The sequence below is a fragment of the Bacillus paralicheniformis genome (assembly GCF_001042485.2).
Lineage (GTDB): Bacteria > Bacillota > Bacilli > Bacillales > Bacillaceae > Bacillus > Bacillus paralicheniformis.
Window position 1 is genome coordinate 17,078 of sequence record NZ_LBMN02000009.1, and the last position, 19,642, is coordinate 36,719.

General features: G+C 47.6%; 21 protein-coding genes, 1 tRNA gene and 1 other annotated feature. Of the genes, 2 read left to right on the forward strand and 20 right to left on the reverse strand.

What is annotated here, in order from left to right; translation table 11 throughout:
- Window positions 1-79 precede the first annotated feature (79 nt).
- From leuD to ilvE, 8 genes are all read right to left on the reverse strand, one after another.
- Window positions 80-679, reverse strand: a complete 600-nt coding sequence (leuD, locus tag ACH97_RS07645; RefSeq protein ID WP_020452472.1) for a 3-isopropylmalate dehydratase small subunit — start codon at window positions 677-679, stop codon at window positions 80-82.
- A gap of 12 nt (window positions 680-691) precedes the next feature.
- Window positions 692-2,110: a 3-isopropylmalate dehydratase large subunit gene (leuC, locus tag ACH97_RS07650; protein ID WP_020452473.1), complete on the reverse strand. Its 1,419-nt coding sequence runs from the start codon at window positions 2,108-2,110 to the stop codon at window positions 692-694.
- Window positions 2,111-2,143: 33 nt separating this feature from the next.
- A complete protein-coding gene (gene leuB, locus ACH97_RS07655; protein WP_023855435.1) occupies window positions 2,144-3,256 on the reverse strand; it encodes a 3-isopropylmalate dehydrogenase in 1,113 nt (370 codons plus the stop codon).
- A 27-nt stretch (window positions 3,257-3,283) separates the two neighbouring features.
- Window positions 3,284-4,840, reverse strand: a complete 1,557-nt coding sequence (locus ACH97_RS07660; protein WP_020452475.1) for a 2-isopropylmalate synthase — start codon at window positions 4,838-4,840, stop codon at window positions 3,284-3,286.
- Window positions 4,827-5,855 carry a ketol-acid reductoisomerase gene (gene ilvC / locus ACH97_RS07665; RefSeq protein ID WP_020452476.1) on the reverse strand — a complete coding sequence of 343 codons (1,029 nt, stop codon included), beginning with the start codon at window positions 5,853-5,855 and terminating at the stop codon, window positions 4,827-4,829. The genes ACH97_RS07660 and ilvC overlap by 14 nt, the downstream gene beginning before the upstream one ends.
- A gap of 23 nt (window positions 5,856-5,878) precedes the next feature.
- The gene (ilvN, locus tag ACH97_RS07670; RefSeq protein ID WP_020452477.1) at window positions 5,879-6,397 is read right to left on the reverse strand and encodes an acetolactate synthase small subunit; all 519 of its coding nucleotides are present in this window, start codon (window positions 6,395-6,397) and stop codon (window positions 5,879-5,881) included.
- The gene (ilvB, locus tag ACH97_RS07675; RefSeq protein WP_020452478.1) at window positions 6,394-8,118 is read right to left on the reverse strand and encodes an acetolactate synthase large subunit; all 1,725 of its coding nucleotides are present in this window, start codon (window positions 8,116-8,118) and stop codon (window positions 6,394-6,396) included. The genes ilvN and ilvB overlap by 4 nt, the downstream gene beginning before the upstream one ends.
- 157 nt (window positions 8,119-8,275) lie before the next feature.
- Window positions 8,276-8,537, reverse strand: a binding site (T-box leader).
- Between the two features lie 4 nt (window positions 8,538-8,541).
- Window positions 8,542-9,456, reverse strand: coding sequence for a branched-chain-amino-acid transaminase (gene ilvE / locus ACH97_RS07680; RefSeq protein ID WP_020452479.1), 915 nt, complete (start codon window positions 9,454-9,456; stop codon window positions 8,542-8,544).
- A gap of 455 nt (window positions 9,457-9,911) precedes the next feature.
- On the opposite strand from ilvE, the gene ACH97_RS07685 reads away from it, so the two are divergent.
- Complete coding sequence (locus tag ACH97_RS07685; RefSeq protein ID WP_228119622.1) at window positions 9,912-10,139, forward strand: hypothetical protein; 228 nt, start codon at window positions 9,912-9,914, stop codon at window positions 10,137-10,139.
- Between the two features lie 44 nt (window positions 10,140-10,183).
- Here ACH97_RS07685 and gdhA read toward each other — a convergent pair whose 3' ends face one another.
- Window positions 10,184-11,566 carry an NADP-specific glutamate dehydrogenase gene (gdhA, locus tag ACH97_RS07690; RefSeq protein WP_020452481.1) on the reverse strand — a complete coding sequence of 461 codons (1,383 nt, stop codon included), beginning with the start codon at window positions 11,564-11,566 and terminating at the stop codon, window positions 10,184-10,186.
- Between the two features lie 398 nt (window positions 11,567-11,964).
- On the opposite strand from gdhA, the gene ACH97_RS07695 reads away from it, so the two are divergent.
- On the forward strand, window positions 11,965-12,219 hold the full coding sequence (locus ACH97_RS07695) for a hypothetical protein (protein WP_020452482.1): 255 nt from the start codon (window positions 11,965-11,967) through the stop codon (window positions 12,217-12,219).
- A gap of 44 nt (window positions 12,220-12,263) precedes the next feature.
- Here ACH97_RS07695 and ACH97_RS07700 read toward each other — a convergent pair whose 3' ends face one another.
- From ACH97_RS07700 to ACH97_RS07750, 11 genes are all read right to left on the reverse strand, one after another.
- Window positions 12,264-12,755 (reverse strand): hypothetical protein, encoded by a 492-nt coding sequence (locus ACH97_RS07700; protein WP_020452483.1) that lies wholly within the window; start codon window positions 12,753-12,755, stop codon window positions 12,264-12,266.
- 358 nt (window positions 12,756-13,113) lie between these two features.
- A tRNA-Arg gene (locus ACH97_RS07705) sits at window positions 13,114-13,187 on the reverse strand.
- A 119-nt stretch (window positions 13,188-13,306) separates the two neighbouring features.
- Window positions 13,307-13,828, reverse strand: coding sequence for a YfcE family phosphodiesterase (locus ACH97_RS07710; protein WP_020452484.1), 522 nt, complete (start codon window positions 13,826-13,828; stop codon window positions 13,307-13,309).
- Window positions 13,829-13,844: 16 nt separating this feature from the next.
- Window positions 13,845-14,435: an XTP/dITP diphosphatase gene (locus ACH97_RS07715; protein ID WP_020452485.1), complete on the reverse strand. Its 591-nt coding sequence runs from the start codon at window positions 14,433-14,435 to the stop codon at window positions 13,845-13,847.
- A gap of 22 nt (window positions 14,436-14,457) precedes the next feature.
- Window positions 14,458-15,198, reverse strand: a complete 741-nt coding sequence (rph, locus tag ACH97_RS07720; protein ID WP_020452486.1) for a ribonuclease PH — start codon at window positions 15,196-15,198, stop codon at window positions 14,458-14,460.
- A gap of 125 nt (window positions 15,199-15,323) precedes the next feature.
- The gene (locus ACH97_RS07725) at window positions 15,324-16,433 is read right to left on the reverse strand and encodes a GerMN domain-containing protein (RefSeq protein WP_020452487.1); all 1,110 of its coding nucleotides are present in this window, start codon (window positions 16,431-16,433) and stop codon (window positions 15,324-15,326) included.
- Between the two features lie 152 nt (window positions 16,434-16,585).
- Window positions 16,586-17,404 (reverse strand): glutamate racemase, encoded by an 819-nt coding sequence (gene racE, locus ACH97_RS07730; protein WP_155519889.1) that lies wholly within the window; start codon window positions 17,402-17,404, stop codon window positions 16,586-16,588.
- A 7-nt stretch (window positions 17,405-17,411) separates the two neighbouring features.
- A complete protein-coding gene (locus tag ACH97_RS07735) occupies window positions 17,412-17,855 on the reverse strand; it encodes a MarR family winged helix-turn-helix transcriptional regulator (protein ID WP_003184148.1) in 444 nt (147 codons plus the stop codon).
- Window positions 17,856-18,016: 161 nt separating this feature from the next.
- Window positions 18,017-18,241 carry a spore germination transcription factor GerE gene (gene gerE / locus ACH97_RS07740; RefSeq protein WP_003184172.1) on the reverse strand — a complete coding sequence of 75 codons (225 nt, stop codon included), beginning with the start codon at window positions 18,239-18,241 and terminating at the stop codon, window positions 18,017-18,019.
- 175 nt (window positions 18,242-18,416) lie between these two features.
- Complete coding sequence (locus tag ACH97_RS07745; RefSeq protein WP_020452489.1) at window positions 18,417-19,115, reverse strand: SDR family NAD(P)-dependent oxidoreductase; 699 nt, start codon at window positions 19,113-19,115, stop codon at window positions 18,417-18,419.
- 17 nt (window positions 19,116-19,132) lie between these two features.
- Window positions 19,133-19,603 carry an acyl-CoA thioesterase gene (locus ACH97_RS07750; RefSeq protein WP_020452490.1) on the reverse strand — a complete coding sequence of 157 codons (471 nt, stop codon included), beginning with the start codon at window positions 19,601-19,603 and terminating at the stop codon, window positions 19,133-19,135.
- Between the last annotated feature and the right edge of the window lie 39 nt (window positions 19,604-19,642).

A 19,642-nucleotide genomic window follows, 5' to 3' on the forward strand; every position in this document is an offset into this window, starting at 1 on the left:
CCGCTAAACACAAGAAAGAACCGGCGGCAGTATGCTGCCTTCAGCAAAAAAAGCCTCCGATCTACATCGGACAGCTTTTTTATGCTTGCAACCAAGAACTTCTCTGTTTCTCAAATTGTTCGATTTCTTCTTCAAGGAGCAATGTTAAAGAAATTTCATCGTAACCGTTCAGCAGCATCTCTTTCCAATGCGGATCGACCTCAAAGGCAATCTGCTGCCCGGCGTGGTCTGTTATCGTCTGTTTTTCAAGATCGACAGTCATCGGCAAAGACTGATGTTCATACTGTTCAGCAAGCTCTTTCCACGTCTCATAAGGAAGGCGGATCGGCAGCATGCCGTTTTTGAAACAGTTTTGGTGAAAGATATCGGCAAAAGACGGCGCGATAATGATTTTAAATCCGTAGTCGTCTAGCGCCCATGGGGCGTGTTCCCTTGAAGAGCCGCAGCCGAAGTTTTCGCCGGCGATTAAAATCGAAGCGCCTTTGTATTCCGGCCGGTTCAGCTCAAAATCAGGGTTTGGATCGCCGTTATCCAAATACCTCCAGTCAAAGAAAGCAAAGCGGCCGTATCCCGTTCTTTCAATCCTCTTTAAAAATTGCTTCGGAATGATCTGGTCCGTGTCTACGTTGATTCTGTTTAGCACCGCTGCTATTCCGGTATGGGTCTTTAATGGCTCCATCTTGTCACTCCTCTATACAGCTGTTGTCTCTTGGTAATATTTTCTGACATCGACAAAGCGTCCGTGAATCGCGGCCATCGCGGCCATCGCCGGGCTGACGAGATGCGTCCTGGCCCCTTTGCCCTGTCTGCCTTCAAAATTGCGGTTGGAAGTGGAAGCACAGCGCTCTCCTTCAGGGACAACATCGTTGTTCATGCTCAAACACATGCTGCATCCCGATTCTCTCCATTCAAAACCCGCTTCGATGAAAATCTGGTGAAGCCCTTCATTTTCAGCTTGAATTTTGACGCTTTGCGAGCCGGGAACGACGATCGCTCTGACGCCGTCGGCGACTTTTTGGCCTTTTATCATTTCAGCAGCCTGGCGAAGATCTGTCATGCGCGAGTTGGTGCATGAACCGATAAAGACGTGCTCGATTGTAATGTCCTCGATTTTTTTATATGGTTCAAGACCCATATATTCATATGCGCGCTGCGCTTCTTTTTTATCGTCTTCCTGAGAGAAGGCCTCAGGGCCCGGAATCGCTTCATCAACCGGCAGCACCATGCCAGGGTTGATGCCCCACGTCACCATCGGTGAAATCGCGCTTCCGTCCATCACGATCGTCCGGTCGTAGACCGCCCCCGGATCGGTTCTCAGATTCTTCCACTCTTCTACAGCTTTCTCAAACTCTTCGCCTTTTGGCGCATATTTTTTCGTTTTGACATATTCAAATGTTGTTTCATCCGGTGCAATCAATCCTGCTCTTGCCCCAGCTTCGATTGACATGTTGCACACCGTCATCCGTTCGTCCATCGACATGTTTCGGAATACTTCGCCGGTATATTCAATGACATAACCCGCACCGAATTTAACCCCGTATTTTCCGATGACCGCCAGAATGACGTCTTTAGCCGTCACTCCTTTTTGCAGTTTGCCGTCAACGCGGATTTCCAGCGTCTTCGGTTTTTGCTGCCAAAGCGTCTGCGTTGACAAGACGTGCTCCACCTCGCTCGTTCCGATTCCGAAAGCGAGCGCACCAAACGCTCCGTGTGTAGATGTATGACTGTCTCCGCAAACGATCGTTTTGCCCGGCAGCGTCAGCCCCAGTTCAGGCCCGATGACATGGACGATCCCCTGGTCGACGCTTGACAAGTCTGCGAGGCGGATGCCGAATTCTTCGCAATTCCGTTCGAGCGCACTGACCTGCCGTTTGGCGACATCATCTTTAATCTCAAACCGATTGACAGTCGGAATGTTGTGGTCCATTGTGGCAAACGTATTTTGAGGCCGTCTGACTTTTCTATTCTTTTGCCTTAGGCCTTCAAAGGCCTGGGGTGACGTTACCTCGTGTATCAGATGCAGATCGATATAGAGAAGGTCAGGCTTCCCTTCACCTTTTTTAATCACGTGTTGATCCCAAATTTTTTCGATGATCGTTCGAGGCATCATCTTTCTTCCTCCCTCTACCAATATCCATTTTCCTTAAACGTAAGCGGTCATGATGTTTGAAATGGCATTGTCGTCTGCCAGCGCAGCTTTTACTTCCCCTGTAATCGATTGAGTCGTGGAATGTTCCGATCCTTTTGCCAGGTCCTTCGTCCGCTTACCTGCCCGGAGAACTTGATCAACTGCGTGTTCAACAGCTTTCGCTTCAGCTTCAAGACCGAATGACGTCCTGAGCATCATAGCCGCGGACAAGATCGCCGCAAGCGGATTGGCAATGTTCTGTCCCGCGATATCAGGGGCCGAGCCGTGGACAGGTTCATATAGATGAAGTCCGGAGCTTGATAAGCTTGCCGACGGCAGCATGCCGAGCGACCCGGTCAGCATCGATGCTTCATCGCTTAAAATATCGCCGAACATGTTTTCAGTCACGATAATGTCAAACTGTCCAGGCGCATAAATGAGCTGCATCGCTGCATTGTCGACGAGCATGTGCTCAAGCTTGACGTCAGGAAACTCTTTCGCTACTTCTTCCGCCGTCTTGCGCCATAGTTTGCTTGACTCAAGGACGTTCGCTTTATCAACAGAGGTCACTTTGCCTTTTCGTCTCTGCGCCATTTGGAAGGCCTCCCTGATGACCCTTTCCATTTCCGACTTTTTATAAAACAGCGTGTCAACGGCTTCTTCCTCGCCGTTCTGATTGACGTACTGCTCGCTAGGCTTTCCGAAATACAGGCCGCCCGTCAGCTCGCGAACGATGACAAAGTCAACACCTTCGATATATTCAGCTTTTAACGGAGAAGCCCCCGCAAGGCTTTCAAATACTTTAACAGGCCGCAGATTGGCAAAAAGATCGAGCTGCTTGCGGATGGCGAGCAGCCCTTTTTCAGGCCTCAGCTCAGAAGGATTTTGATCCCATTTCGGCCCGCCTACTGCTCCGAGCAAAATGGCGTCCGCAGCTTTGCAAGCGGCGACAGTTTCCTCGGGAAGCGGCGCTCCCGCCTCATCAATTGCCGCTCCGCCGATCAGGCCGTATTCAAATTCGAATTCATGCTGATAATGTTCAGCAACGCTTTTCAGCACATCAACAGCCGCGTCCAATACTTCGGGACCAATTCCGTCACCGGGCAAAAGTGCGATTCGTTTTTTCAAATTCAACAAACTCCTTCCTTATTACTGTTATGATCCTACAGCCGCCTGTTTTGACAATCCTTCCGTATTCGTCTTCAATACGAGATAGCGGTTCACTGCGTTCAAGTAAGCTTTGGCAGATGCTTCGAGAACATCCTGGGCGACTCCGCGTCCTCCGGATTCTTTTCCGTCGATCATCACCCTGACGTATACTTGCGCGAATGCATCCTGTCCCTTGCGATTGGATTGAATCCGGTAATCAAGGAGCTGGACTTCTTTATCCATACAGCGCTTCAGCGTGTTGTACACCGCTTCAACACTTCCCGCTCCGGTCGCCGCTTCCTGGATGATCTGATCCGTTTCCTGATCTTTAAGGGAAACCGTTGCTGTCGGAACCTGCGAGGTGCCGTAATGAACCTGCAGCGAAATAAATTCATAGCCGATTTTGCGGTCTGCCGTTTTCTCCTCGAGAATCAGCGAGATGAGATCTTCATCCGTAAATTCCTTTTTCTTGCCGGTAAGTTCTTTAAAGATGTTAAAAAATTTATTGACTTCTTCTTCTCCAAACTGGAATCCGAGGTTTTGCAGCTTATCTTTAAATGCGTGGCGCCCTGAATGCTTTCCGAGGACAAGCGCATCCGTTTTTACGCCGACAAGCTCCGGAGAAATAATTTCATATGTTGTTTTTTCTTTTAAGAAGCCGTCCTGGTGAATGCCTGATTCGTGGGCAAAGGCATTATCGCCGACGACCGCTTTGTTCCGCGGCACGGCCATGCCGGTCAGTTTGCTCACTAAATCACTTGTCCGCTTAATCTCATTCAGCTGAATCGTTGATTCCGCCTGGTAGAAATCTTTTCGGAGATAGAGGGCGACGGCGATTTCTTCCAGAGAGGCGTTCCCCGCTCTTTCGCCTATGCCGTTGATGACCGATTCGACTTGATCCGCTCCGTTTTCAATCGCAGCCAAAGAGTTGGCGACAGCCATGCCTAAATCATCGTGGCAATGGGCTGAAAGCGTGACTTTGTCAGCATTGCGGGCATTTTCTTTAATATAGCGGAAGATATTTCCGTACTCGGCGGGCACTAAATAACCGACCGTATCCGGAAGATTGACGACGTCCGCTCCCGCGGCGATCACTTCGCTGACGATCTCGGCTAAAAACGGAAGGTCGGTCCGGCACGCATCTTCGGCAGACCACTGGACGATCGGGAAGCGTTCTTTGGCGTATTTCACCATTGCGACCGCCTGTTCCAGAACCTGTTCGCGCGTTTTTTTCAGCTTATATTTTAAATGGATGTCAGAAGTGGCGATAAAAATGTGAAGCCTTGGTTCAGCCCCGTCTTTGAGCGCTTCCCACGCCGAATCGATATCTCCTTTGACAGAGCGGGCAAGCCCCGTTACCGAACAGTTTTTAATCGTCCTTGCGATTTCTTTTACTGCGTTGAAATCCCCGGGGGATGAAGCGGGGAAACCCGCTTCCATAATGTTGACCCCGAGTTTTTCAAGCTGCTGGGCGATCGCCAGCTTCTCCTGCGTGTTTAAATTAACGCCCGGCGACTGCTCACCGTCACGGAGTGTCGTATCAAAAAAGTTAATTTTTCGCACCGGCTACCACCGCTTCCTTCTTCTTGCCCTGCTTGACAAACGGCATCATTTCGCGAAGCTTTCTTCCGACCACTTCGATTTCGTGTTCGTTTTCGCTTGTATTGATGGCGTTGAAACGCGGACGGTTGACTTGGTTTTCGACGATCCATTCTTTCGCGAATGTACCGTTTTGGATGTCTTTCAATACTTCTTTCATTGATGCTTTTACCTTCTCATCGACGACGCGCGGGCCTGATACGAAATCTCCCCACTGCGCTGTGTCTGAAATCGAATATCTCATGCCTGCTAAACCTTCTTCATACATCAAGTCGACGATGAGCTTCAGCTCGTGCAGACACTCGAAGTATGCGAGTTCAGGCTGATAGCCCGCTTCTGTCAGCGTTTCGAATCCTGCTTTGACAAGGGAAGTCAATCCTCCGCACAGCACCGCCTGTTCACCGAAAAGATCGGTTTCAGTTTCTTCTTTAAATGTTGTTTCAAGAACACCGGCTCTTGCTCCGCCGATCGCTTTAGCATAAGCAAGGGCTTTGTCTTTCGCTTCCCCTGTGACATCCTGATAGATCGCAAACAGCGCCGGAACCCCTGCACCTTGTTCAAACGTTCTTCTGACAAGATGTCCCGGTCCTTTAGGAGCGACAAGGAATACGTCAACATCTGCCGGAGGCACGATCTGATGGAAATGAACGTTGAATCCGTGGGCGAATACGAGTGAATTGCCCGCTTGAAGTCCGTCTTTAATTTCCGCTTCATACACTTTTTGCTGCTGTTCATCCGGAAGAAGCACCATAACGATGTCGGCCTGTTCTGCCGCTTCTCTTACCGTGAAAACTTGATGGCCGTCTTCCTCTGCTTTAGCAAAGGATTTCCCTTTTCTGACGCCGACAATGACGTCCACTCCGCTTTCTTTCAGGTTCAGTGCGTGCGCATGGCCTTGAGAGCCGTATCCGATTACCGCTACTTTTTTGCCTGCCAATACGTTTTCTTTGATATCACCGTTATAATATACTTTTACCATTTCAATCTCTCCCTTTTTATGTTTTATACAATAGATATTGTTTTAATAGAGGACGGCTTTTGCTGGGTTCCCCTCGCAAAGGCCGTGGTGCCTGTTCTGGCAACCTCTTTAATCCCGTATGGTTTCAACAGTTCGATCAGGGCTTCGATCTTGCTTGATTCCCCCGTCACTTGAATCACGACGCTGTCTTTTGCGACATCGACGACAGTCGCCCGAAACGGTTCAATGACGCCGTTTATTTCCGCCCTGCTCGACGGAGGGGAAACCACCCTGATTAATGCCAGCTCTCTTTGGACGATCGATTGATTTGTAATATCCGTGACTTTCAGTACATCAATCTGTTTGTTTAATTGTTTTGTCAGCTGTTCCGTTTCTTTTTCATCTGCCACATGCACGACAAACGTGATCCTGGAAATCCCCGCTGTTTCGGTGTGGCCGACGGTAATGCTTTCAATGTTGTAATGCCGTTTTGTAAACAACCCTGTAATTCTGTTTAAGACGCCGCTTTGATTCAAAACCGTCAGCGTGATGATTCTTTTCAAGGTTTCACCCCCACCATTTCGTGCAGCCCTTTTCCAGGCGCAACCATTGGAAATACTTTTTCAGCTTGTGCAACCTGAACATCGATGACCACCGGTTCATTCGACGTTAGCGCCGCTTCCAGCTTTTCTTCCGCTTCTTTTTCAGATGTGATTCGGACACCTTTGATGCCGTATGCTTCAGACAGCTTGATAAAATCAGGCTGTGATGCGAACTTGGAGTGTGAATAGCGCTCATCGTAAAAGATCTCCTGCCATTGCCGGACCATTCCGAGGCAGCGGTTGTTTAAGACCACGACTTTGATCGGAAGGTTCAGATCGCGAATGACGGACAGCTCCTGCAGTGTCATCTGGAATCCTCCGTCGCCGAGTATCGATACAACTGTCGCATCCTTATCCGCAAGCTGTGCCCCGATTGCCGCCGGAAGTCCGAAGCCCATCGTGCCGAGCCCGCCGGAAGTGACCCACCTGTCGGCTTTTTGGAACTGATAAAATTGCGCGGCCCACATTTGATGCTGTCCGACGTCCGTCGTTAAAATAGCTTCGCCTTTTGTATAGCGGTGGATATATTCGATCAGCTTCTGCGGTTTGAATCCTTCTGCTTCATTCTCTTCATACCAGAGCGGATATTCGTTTTTCCAGTCAGCAAGCTGCTTTTTCCATTCATCGGAATCGCTCGGTTTGCCGTTTTGCTTGATCAGCTCTGTCAGTACAAGCTTGCTGTCGCCGACAACCGGAATGTGCGTATGAACGATTTTGCCAATTTCAGCCGGATCGATGTCAATGTGAGCGACTTTCGCATATTTTGCAAAATGCTTCAAGTTCCCTGTGACCCGATCATCGAATCTCGCACCGATGCTGATTAACAGATCGCTTTCATACAGAGCCATGTTGGCCGCATACGTTCCGTGCATTCCGGCCATCCCGAGGAAAAGCGGATGGTCGGCTGGAAATCCTCCCAAGCCTAACAGCGTATGCGCCACCGGAATTTGCTGCTGTTCGACATAATTTTTTAATTCTTCTGACGCTTTCCCGTGCAAGACGCCCGCGCCCGCTAAAATTACCGGCTTTTTCGCTGCACTGACCGCTTCCACAAGCTTTCTGATCTGCAGATAATTCGGTTCCTTCGTCGGCTGATAGCCAGGAAGGTGAATCTCATGGTCGTAGCGGAATTCTCCTTCTACAACGGCGATGTCTTTAGGAATATCGATTAAAACGGGGCCCGGTCTTCCTGTTGTTGCGATATGAAATGCTTCTTTAATAATTCTCGGCAGATCTTCTGCATGGCGAACCTGGTAGCTGTGCTTTGTAATCGGCATCGTAATTCCGATGACATCAGCTTCTTGAAATGCGTCAGATCCGATAACCGAGGTCGCAACCTGACCGGTGAATACGACGAGAGGCAATGAATCGATCATCGCGTCGGCCAGACCCGTTACAAGGTTGGTCGCTCCCGGACCGGATGTGGCGATGACGACACCCGGTTTCCCCGAAATCCTCGCATATCCTTCGGCTGCGTGGATAGCGCCTTGTTCATGGCGCGTCAGTACATGAAACATCCCCGATCCGTAGAGTTTGTCATAAATCGACAGGACCGCACCGCCGGGATACCCGTAGATCACTTCGACATTTTCCTTTTTTAAAGCCTCAATCAGCATTGACGCCCCTGCCATTGTTTGTGTACATTGGGCATTTTCAGCATCCAACTGTACATTCGTCCCCATTTTTCTTCCTCCTTATCAAGTGATCATCATCACTGTTCATTCACGTGGTTTTTTTAAAAATAATTCATGTATATATGCCGCAAAGCATGTTTCCAATCTGCTTTTGCAGCTAAAAAAAGCCTTCCCGCCCACTGTTGACGCTGCACACCTTGCAGGCCAAAGGGGCGAAAAGGCTTTTCTTTCCGCGGTACCACCCTTGTTCGCGGCTTTCGAAAGCCGCCTTATGGATAATCGCTTATCCGGTTTAATAACGAGTGAACCTTCGTGACGTTCACCCGGCCAGCCTTACTAAACTTGGAAGTCGTTCAGGCTGACACTCAGAGGGGAGTTCACAAGCGGAGGCCGTCACCGGTTTCCAGCAATCCCGGCTCTCTGCAGGCGGCGTTTCCGCTGTTACTTATCCTCTTCAACGTTTGTCTTTATTCAACTGACACTTAAGCTTTGATCTTCGAGGCTGACTTTTATCCCTTCACGGACGACGCGCTCGCGGAACTTTTCAAGCATCCGGTTTGTGTGGACTCCCGGTTTGCCGTCCCCGATCTTGCGGCCGTCAACTTTAACGACCGCGATGACTTCTGCAGCCGTTCCGGTTAAAAACACTTCGTCGGCTGTGTATACGTCATGGCGGGTAAACGGCTCTTCCTTCACTTCATAGCCGAGCTCCTGCGCTATTTCGATGATGGCATTCCGGGTGATTCCTTCAAGCGCTCCGATATAGCCCGGAGGCGTCAAAAGCTTTCCGCTTTTATAAATAAATACGTTATCCGCAGAACCTTCGGCGACATAGCCTTGATCATTGAGCATGAGCGCTTCTGTCACGCCCGCCATGTGCGCCTCGATCCGGACAAGAATATTGTTTAAATAGTTCAGCGATTTCACTTTAGGGCTCAGCACATCAGGTCTGTTTCTTCTTGTTGGAACCGTAACGATGTCAATTCCCGTTTCATATAAGTGTTTCGGGAATATTGCCAATGGTTCGACAATTATAATGACACTCGGGTGTGAACAATTGTTTGGATCGAGTCCGAGGTCACCTGCTCCTCTTGAAACGACCAAGCGGATGTAAGCGTCTTTAAGCCCGTTTTTTTCGACTGTTTTGAGAACGTGCTGTGTCAGTTCTTCCTGCTGATATGGAATCTCCAGCATGATCGATCTCGCAGAATCGTAGAGGCGGTCCATGTGCTCTTTCATTCTGAAGATGTTGCCGTCGTATACCCTGATCCCTTCAAACACGCCGTCCCCGTATAAAAATCCGTGATCATAGACTGATATTTTAGCGTCTTCTTTTTTAACGAGTTTGTCGTTTAGGTAGATCCACTGGTCTTTCTGGTCCCCCATCCCTCTAGCACACCTTTCTGTTGTAAATGAACGCTTTAAACGGTTAAAAATCGATGATGCGGGAACCCGTTTTCCCGCTGTCATTCCCGGGAAAGATGAAAAGTTTTCAAGTGATTTGTTCTTTTGTTTGAACTCATATTACGCCCCTTTACATGCAGTGTCAACCGTATTTTTTAAAATTATTAGACAATTTCGATTAATCAATCTACTTGTATACGCTTACATGATTGATATAAAAGGAAATGCAAAATTGAAAAACAATTTGAAATTTTTTATGCAATCTATAAAGATTACATAAAAAAACTGGTGTTTTATACAGTTTTGTTAGATTTTATGACTGACAACTTTTTAAAATTTCATCCCGGAAGGTTAGATTTTTTACCACATTTGTGTACAGACTCCATTTTACGATTTTTTACATAAACTGCTGTTAATCCAAAAAGAAACGGGTGAATATGATGTACCGCACCTTTCCTCCATACTCTGATCCCCGCGTGCGCCAATACCCGGGATACTTCGGCTATCCGACTACTTATGTCTATAATCCTTCAGCACACGGGCCCTATACCTATTATCCGTACGGCGGAGTGTTCACCACTCCGACTCTCGGATTCGGCATCAGCTATCCGGGAATTTCCGTTCCCGCTGTGCACGGCTTTACCGGTGGATTCAGAGAAGATTAACAAAGCACAAAAAAGAGAGAGCATTTTGCTCTCTCTTTTTACGGTTAAACGACTCCCTGAGCGATCATCGCATCCGCCACTTTAATAAATCCGGCTATATTGCAGCCGTCAAGCAGATTGCCGGGACGTCCGTATTCTGAAGCCGCTTCAACGCTTCTCTTGTAAATATCGGTCATGATCATTCTGAGCTTCTCATCCGTTTCTTCCGCCGTCCAGTGGAGCCGTGCGCTGTTCTGCGCCATTTCGAGCGCTGAAACGGCCACACCGCCGGCATTTGCAGCCTTAGCCGGCCCGAAAAGAACCCCCGCATCCAAAAAGCGTTTGACGGCGCCCTCTTCAGACGGCATATTCGCCCCTTCTCCGACGGCTTTGACCCCATTTGAAATGAGCACTCCGGCAGCCTCTTCGTCAATTTCGTTCTGGGTCGCGCACGGAAGCGCGATATCGCACGGAATAGACCAAATGCCGGAGCATCCTTCGAAATAGTGTGCTTCCGGATGCTCGCTGACATACTCGCGAATCCTTCCGTTCCCGCTTTCTTTAAGCCGCTTCACCGTCTCAAGGCTGATGCCTTTTTCGTCATAGACATAGCCGTCAGAATCACTGCAGGCCACTACTTTTCCGCCGAATTGAGCGGCTTTTTCCATCGCATACAGCGCGACATTGCCTGAACCGGAGACGACAACGGTGCTGTTTTCAAAACGCAGCCCCTGATCCTTCAGCATTTCTTCTACGAAATAAACCAGACCGTACCCTGTCGCTTCTTTCCTCGTCAAACTGCCCCCGTATTCAAGGCCTTTGCCTGTTAACACACCTGCATCATAGCGGCCCCGAATCTTTTTATACTGTCCGAACATAAACCCGACTTCCCTAGCTCCGACACCAATATCACCGGCAGGGATATCCGTGTCCGGTCCGATATGTCTGTACAGTTCATTCATGAAGCTTTGCGTAAAACTCATGATCTCCCTGTCAGACTTGCCCTTCGGATCAAAATCAGCCCCGCCTTTTCCGCCGCCGATTGGCTGGCCGGTCAAAGAATTTTTAAAAATTTGTTCGAAGCCCAAAAATTTAATAATGCTCGCATTTACAGAAGGATGAAAACGGATGCCGCCTTTATACGGACCGATTGCGCTGTTAAATTGAACCCGGTATCCCCTGTTAACCTGGATATTGCCTTCATCATCGACCCACGGCACCCTGAAGGTGATCATCCGTTCAGGCTCTGCAATCCTTTCAAGAATGCGGTGTTCGATATACTTTGGATGTCTTGCCAATACAGGGACGAGGGAATCGAAAATTTCTTTTACAGCTTGAAGAAATTCGCTTTCGTGAAGATTTCGCTGCCGCACTGTCTCGTATGCTTTTGTCACATAATCTCTCGCCATCTGAACATTTGTTTGCTCCATTTTTTCTAGCGTATGCATCTTTCTTCAGCTCCCTTTCTAAAATAAAAGCAGAACGAACGTTGTAAGATTTTCTACATGGTAAATTTTACAACCAATGCCCCATTTACATCAATCTGAAAAACAGATTAAACCATTGCTGAATTGAGATGTATAACAAAAAGCGAGAATAGACGGGTATTAAGATAGAAGAACCGTTCTTAAATGCTGAGGAGAAAAGAACCAATAAACCATAAAATACCATAACATCCGAAAGGTTTTTTCTGTGCTTTTCGTTGCGATCGGCGCATTTGCCCGTTGTACTCTCGGCAGAAAATGAGCATCTTCTCCCGTTCTTAAAATGAATCGTACTGCACAAAACGAAAACACATAGCTCTTCTTTTTCATGGCAACAATAAAACTAAAACAGGGGTGATCTGATGGACGACAAAAAAGAACTGTCAAACGTTGAAACACAAAGAAACTTTTTAACGGCAGAAGAATTTCCTGAAGGAGCATATGGAGCTGCCCAGGGCAAAGACAAGCCTGTTGAAAACAAAAACACGCCATGGAAGGAAGGTCAGCAGTACTACAGCAATTTCACATATGAATTCCGCAACCTCCACCAAGGAATGCCGCGACAGTACCCCGGGGCGCATCCAACTCATGACGAAAAGGATCAAAACGAGGAATGACCGATATAAAAAAGAGCCGTGCTAAACGGCTCTTTTAAGCTTTTTTATTGGAGGGGCTGCTGGAAATTTTGATTGTGCTGCTGGTTTTGTTGGTTTTGCTGACTCTGTTGACCTTGCTGTCCTTGCTGGTTAAATGACTGCTGCGCCTGCTGAAGTGCCTGGCTCATTTGGTTCATGGCCTGGTTTGTCTGGATCCCTTGAAGAGCCTGATTCAGCTGCTGAACAGCCTGCTGAATGCTTTGCTGAATTTGCTGATCCGTCTGCTGCATCTGCTGCTGAGATTGGGAGCTGAACTGCTGAATTTGCTGCTTCAGCTGATTGATTCCCTGGCTCAATTGAGAGCTCTGCTGGCCGCTTTGGCCCTGCTGCTGTGACCCCATTTGATTAACAGTTTGCTCCAGCTGGGCAAGCTGCTGCTGGATATTTCCGAATTCCTGAGCAAGTTCGGTATCCGTGATGTTCACTCCGAGCAGCTGCTCATGCTTTTGTTTTTGTTGCTTTTGTTTTTGCTGCTGGTTTTGCTGTTGTTTTGTCATGACAACATCCTCCTTAAAATTGATCACACCCTTTATCTTTTTCATTTTGTTCGAAATGATGAAAGGGAATTTTTAGGATGTTGTTGCTTGAAGAAAAAGGCCATTCAGAGAACTACTCTCACCTCAAGATACAAATGGAGATGTTCTTGGAAGAAGTATAGAAAGAGGATTAGGTACCTCAGAAGTTGTTATAAATGAAAAAATGGAGTGTATATTTTAATAGGATATCCAATAAATAATGGAGTTTTAAATCCGCTCCCAAAACACATTTTCAAACCAAAAATAGAGCAGAAGTTCCCATCAAATAAAAAAGCCTCAAACCCTTGTATACCAAGAAGTTTGAGGCTTTTTCCAGAGACGTCCCAGGAGAGATTCGAACTCCCGACCGACGGCTTAGAAGGCCGTTGCTCTATCCTGCTGAGCTACTGGGACATGATGTTGTTTTGTTTCGCTTTAACTATCAGCGACAAGATTTATTATATGCGGATCGGGACATAAAGTCAACAACTTTTTAGAATTTTTTTCTTCACGAGGAAGAAAAAAATTCTTCCTCATGAATGTGCTGGCAGTTGGATATGGTTCGTCAGGCTTTCGACTTCCCGGCCGTCCAAGTCGTAAAAGCGGACCGTTGCATTGTCTTTGTCAATGTTCAGTATAGCATAAGTTTTTTCTTTCCGCACCCGCGGAAGGCGGATGCTGCCGGGGTTGATCAGCAGTTTTCCGTCCATCAGTTCGCTTCCCGCGATGTGGGAATGGCCGAAACAGATGATGTCGGCGCCGAGTTCTTCAGCGCGGTAGTATACATTTAAAAGCGACTGTTTAATGCCGTATAAATGCCCGTGTGTGAAAAAAAGCTTTTTTGATCCGACGGGAACGACAATTTCGTCTTTAAACTCCCCGTAAAAATCGCAGTTTCCTTTTACCGTTAAGTAAGAGGAAAGCGCGGGATGGGAAGGATCCAATTCGGAATCCCCGCAATGGATCATGAGATCTGTTTCCTTCCCGTGCCGCTCAGCGATCATTTCCAGTTCGTCTTCAAGGCCGTGGCTGTCGCTGACAATCAGAACCTTCATGATCGGCCCTCCTCCTTTACGCTTGGTCCAATAGAGCGGACAGTTTTTTCAGTGCTTCCGCTCTGTGGCTGATTTTGTTCTTTTCGCCGCTTGAGAGCTCGGCCATCGTTTGATCTTTGTCTTTGACGAGAAAAACCGGGTCGTAGCCGAAGCCGTTTGTGCCGCGCGGTTCTTCGGTAATGTATCCTTCCACAGAACCTTCGACCGTTTTCGTTTCCTGTCCTGGAATGCATAATGCGAGCGCGCATCTGAACCTCGCGGAGCGGTCTTCTTTTTCCACCCCTTCAAGCTCTTTCAATAGCTTTTTCAGGTTGGCGAGATCGTTTTTCTCTTCTCCTGCATAGCGGGCCGAGTATACGCCGGGGCTGCCGCCGAGGTAGTCGACAGACAGGCCTGAGTCATCGGCAATTACGATTTTACCGGTTTCTTTCGAAATCGTTTCCGCTTTAATCACCGCGTTTTCTTCAAACGTCTGCCCGGTTTCTTCGATTTCGGGCGTATAGCCGATGTCCAGTAGAGATTTGACATCGTAGCCTCTCGGTTCGAGCATCGCTTTGAATTCCCTGACTTTTCCTTCGTTTTTCGTGGCTATGATGACTTCTTTCATCGTGTATCAAGCCTTTCTCATGTTATTGTTGAATGGCTGATGCAACGTCGCCGAGCACTTCTTTCTGCTTTTCGATGAGTTCGGCGATCCCTTTTTCAGCCAGTTCTAAAAGCCCGTCCAATTCACTTCTTGAGAATGTCGCTTCCTCTCCTGTTCCCTGAAGTTCGACAAAGCGGCCTTCACCTGTCATGACGACGTTCATATCCACCTCTGCCGCAGAATCTTCCTGGTAGTTCAAATCAAGGATTAATCCTTTTTCCTTATCGATTCCCACTGAAGTGGCAGCCAAAAAGTCAGTGATCGGCATCGCCTTCAGCGTGCCTTTTTCGACAAGTCTTCCGACGGCAAGCGCCATGGCCGTAAATGCTCCGGTGATCGACGCGGTTCTCGTGCCTCCGTCAGCCTGAATGACGTCGCAGTCGATCCAGATCGTCCGCTCACCGAGCTTTTCCAAATCAACGACCGCCCGCAAAGCTCGTCCGATCAGCCGTTGAATTTCCATCGTCCGCCCGGAGATTTTCCCTTTTGACGATTCCCTGATCGTCCTTTGGTTCGTGGCCCGCGGCAGCATGCTGTATTCCGCGGTGATCCAGCCCTTCCCTTCTCCTCTCAAAAAGGGCGGTACGCGGTCTTCCACAGACGCGTTGCATATCACCTTTGTCCCGCCGACTGTGATCAGGACCGATCCCTCGGGATGCGTAATGAAGTCGAGGTCCATTGTGACAGGGCGCAGTTCATTGTTTTCTCTTCCATCGTATCTCATTTTTTACCTCCGATTGTATGTACATAAACCTTTCACAATCATTCCGCTCTTCCAAAAAGCTGAATAAAGAAAGAGGCAGCTTTAATCGCTTACCTCTTTTTTTATAGTATATCAAAAATCTCTGCTTAAAAACTACCTGTGTTCACCTTGCTCGGTCTTGAAACCGGCTTGGAAAGCTTTTCTCCTTTTTCATTGACGAGCTCGGATTTTCCGTTCACAGTAACCGACACACTTTTCACATCAGGCAGTTCGGTTAATGTCAGCACAATACTATTTAACACTTCATCCGATATCACTTTCTTCTCGCCGTCGGCGCTCCCGTAGATCGCTTCGTTAAAGTCGAGAGTCACATGGCCGTCTTCAATCTTCGGCTCGTTTTCAAGCTTGACATCGCCCTGGAAATCGGAAAGCAGGCCGCTTTTATTGCCCGGTCCTTCCGTCAGCTCTTTAATCGCCGCCGTCACCTGGTCTTTTTCTTTTGCAGACGTCCGTTTCGTTACAGGAACATAGTATGTGCCTTTGTCCGATTCAGCCAAATAATAGACGGTGACCGGCTGTGTCGCTGTTATATCGGTCACACCGGCCGTATCGAGGTTGATGCCGTCCTCGCGGCTGAGTTCTTCTGAAATCGGCGTGCCGTTAACAGGCATTTCTTTCAAATCATGGCCGTTCATGCGGATCTTCACTTTATCAATCGAGTTAAACTGTGTTAACGTCCATGTAATCGCCTGTACGATTTTTTGCTCGTCTTCAGCTTTATAGTTTTTAAATTCATTTGAGAAGTCAGCGATCGCTGTTCCGTCTTCTTTAATATCAACATTGACCGCTGTATCCGCCGGCAGCACGGCTCTGAATCCGTTTGGCATGATGTTTGAAACAGGGCCGCCTTCAACGAGGTATTCAAGCGCTTGTTTAGCCGTACCTTCCTGCTTTGGCAGCGGCAGCGTCTGCGCTGTCACATAGCCGTTCTTATCAATGAGATAAAGCTCTCTCATGACCGTATCGCTTGTTTGAGCCGCTTTATCGTCGCCTGTCGTTTTGCTGCCTTTGTCTTCTGTTTTATCTTTGGTTTTGTCTGTTTTGTCTTGCTCCTTCTCCTCTTTTACATATGTGATGTCCTGCGGCGGATCTATCTCCTCTGAGGCTTGATCTGACTGAAATATTCCGCACCCGGAAAGAAGCAGCGCGGAGGCCGTAACCGAAACCGCGATTCCTTTCATTCCTTTTTTCAGCATACTTTTCCCTCCTAAGGCAGTTTGTACTATTATGTATACGAGCCCGTTTTTGAATTAGACCGCTTTTTAAAAAAATCCCTCTGAATACAAAAAACCTTTTCTTTTAAAGAAAAGGCTCATGAAAAAAGCTGCCGTTTGCTTGTGCGGCAGCTTTATTTTATAGCGGTTTCCTGAAGAGAAATGCTTTCCACATTTTTCACTTCGTATCCAAACCAATCATTTGCAATTTTTGTGAAGCGGGCGCGCTCCCCGGTTGTTAAAAACAAGTGTTCCGGCGGTTCACCCGTTTTGCTTAATAAACCGTTGTATGACAAGATCGTACTGACTTCCCTGGCCGTTTCATCTCCGGAGGAAATGATGTTGACGCGCTCTCCCATATAGCGCTGAATCGGCTCTTTTAAAATCGGATAATGCGTGCATCCGAGAATCAGTGTATCGATTGATGAATCCCTGAGCGGGTGCAGTGACGACCTGACGATTTCATCAGCCGTCTCATCCAAAAATTTACCGTTTTCCACAAACGGGACAAACATCGGGCAAGCCAGATTTTCTACCGTTAAATCTCCGTTCAGCGAAAGAAGCGCTTCTTCATATGCGCCGCTTTTGATCGTGTTTTCTGTTCCGATCACGCCGATCCGCTGGTTCTCCGTCACTTTAATCGCGGTTCTGGCTCCGGGCTGCACAACGCCGATGACCGGGATCGCTACTTCTCTGCTGATTTCTTCAAGTGCGATGGCCGTCGCTGTATTGCAGGCGATCACGAGCATTTTAATATGGTGGCGGGATAACAAATAATTTGTCATTTCCCATGTATATGACAGGACTTCTTTTCTGTCCCGGGGTCCGTACGGACACCTTTTCGTATCTCCAAGATATATAATTTTTTCTTTCGGCAGCTGCCTCATGATTTCTTTTGCAACGGTTAAACCGCCGACTCCCGAATCGATGACTCCTATCGGTTGATCCAACAAAATCGCCTCATTTTCTGTTCATTTCCTGCTGAAGTTTAATTAATAATTTTTCAAATGCGGCTGTTTCTTCCTCGGAAAACGCCTCTAACATGTCTTCCAAATAGTCCTGCCTTTTTTGAATGACCTCCTGGATGATCCGCTCTCCTTCCGAGAGAAGATGAATGCGGACTACGCGCCTGTCGGACGGATCTTTCACCCGTTCAACGAGGTTGTTTTTCTCCATTCGATCAATTAAATCCGTCGTGGTGCTGCACGCCAGGTACATCTTTTGTGATAACTCGCCGATCGTCATATCCCCGTATTCATACAGCCATTGAAGACCGACAAACTGGGGAGGGGTAATCGTATATTGGGTGAGAATTTCTCTTCCTTTTTGTTTGATGATGCCCGCAATATGGCGGAGTGATTTTTCAATATCCGCTATGTGATTCAAAGAAGCATTCGAATTCATTTTCTCTACCTCGCTCGACTCGTTGTTTTGTTTTCAAAACACTTGAGTCTATTTTCCTTCTTTTCTACACAAATTGCAAGACTTCAACATGAATATACAAATTGCACCTCAAAACAAATAACCGGTTCCCTTCTTGTTACAAGAAGGAACACCGGCTCAATTTAGAGCTCTAGCTCACCCATTCGAAGAAGTTCAACAACAGCTTGCGAACGGCCTTTCACTCCCAATTTTTGCATCGCATTGGAAATGTGATTACGTACAGTCTTTTCACTTATAAAGAGCTCGCTTGCGATTTCCTTTGTTGTCTTGTCTTGAACGAGCAATTCGAACACTTCTCTTTCTCTTTTTGTTAGCAGCGGCTTTGATTGAAACTCTTTCTCCTTCAAGTATTGTAACCCTCCTTGCTAAGGTGAGAGCTGATCTGAAACGAATGGGTTTCGATATAGTCGTGATATCATATGAAACATACGCAAGGTCGGTGACGTTTCTGACGGAGAAAAGGGTTCCCTCAAACACCTATTTTTCAGATCATGACACAGGCATCGTTTCAGGGCTGAACTTCTAAGGAAGACATTTTAAAATCCAGGCGATCAGCCGCCATCTTTTCGTAATATATGCGTGCGTTTTCTTTTTCTGCACAGCACTGATGATTTGTGCAGCCGCTTTTTCGGGCGAAGCCGTCCAAAACAGATGATCACCTTTTGCAAGAGCCGTGTCCACAAAGCCCGGCTGAATTTCGGTGACCACGATTCCATCATACCCAAGTTTTTTCACTTTTTGACGGAGCCCTTTTAAGTAATTAGAAACGAATGCTTTTGAAGCGGCGTAGGTGACGGCCCCTCCGTTTCCTCTCAGCGCGGCAATGGATGAAATGCCGACTAAATGCCCTTTCCCATTTTTGATAAAATGCTCCATCAACACGTTCGAGCAGGACACAAATCCTGTCATATTGACATCGATCGTTTCCTTTTCTTTGCTCCAATCCATTTCGCTTTCCAAATATCCAACACCTGAACAGATGAAGACTGCATCTGCCCAATTCATCTCATCAAGCAGTTCTTTCAACAGTATAGGCGAGCGTTCGCTGTCGGCTGTATCGATCTTTTTAATGTATGAAGGTCCAGGGAGGTCGTCGCGCAATTCGGCTAGCAGTTCATACCTTCTTGCAGCAAGACCGACCTCAACTCCTGCGGCTGACAGCTGCTTGGCAAGCGCCTTGCCAATTCCGGAACTCGCGCCGATGATCATCGCTTTTTTCATTTTCCTCTACCTCTCAATTATTTCTCAGGAAATGAGTGATTGCCAAGCAGTTTTGCTTTTTGTTCATCTGTCCATTTCACCGGTTTACCCGTATCTTTCGCAATTTGCACCATAACCGCCACCCCTGTAAAGCAAAGGCCGCCTTCCCCATTTTTCGCCGCATAGTGGAGGGTGAGGGAAGCGTTGCCGACAGATGCTGTTTTGACGCCGATTTTCAAATGTTCATGAAGCATGACCTGCTGAAAATAATCGCATTGCTGGCTCGCCACGACGGGAATGGCCGCGCTCTTCCCGTCTGAAAGGCGGTCCATGACGCCCAGGTGCTTGAAATAGGAAATCCTCGCTTCCTCGAAATAGACAAACGGTGTGACATTGTTCATATGACCGAACATGTCCGTTTCTGAAAAACGGACGGATACTTCATCAAAAAAAGAAAATGACTGACACCATGTGTCAAACGGTTCTTCAATATATCCCGGCAGCTTCATTGTTTTTCATCCCCTTTGGTCATAAAAACACCTCTTCGG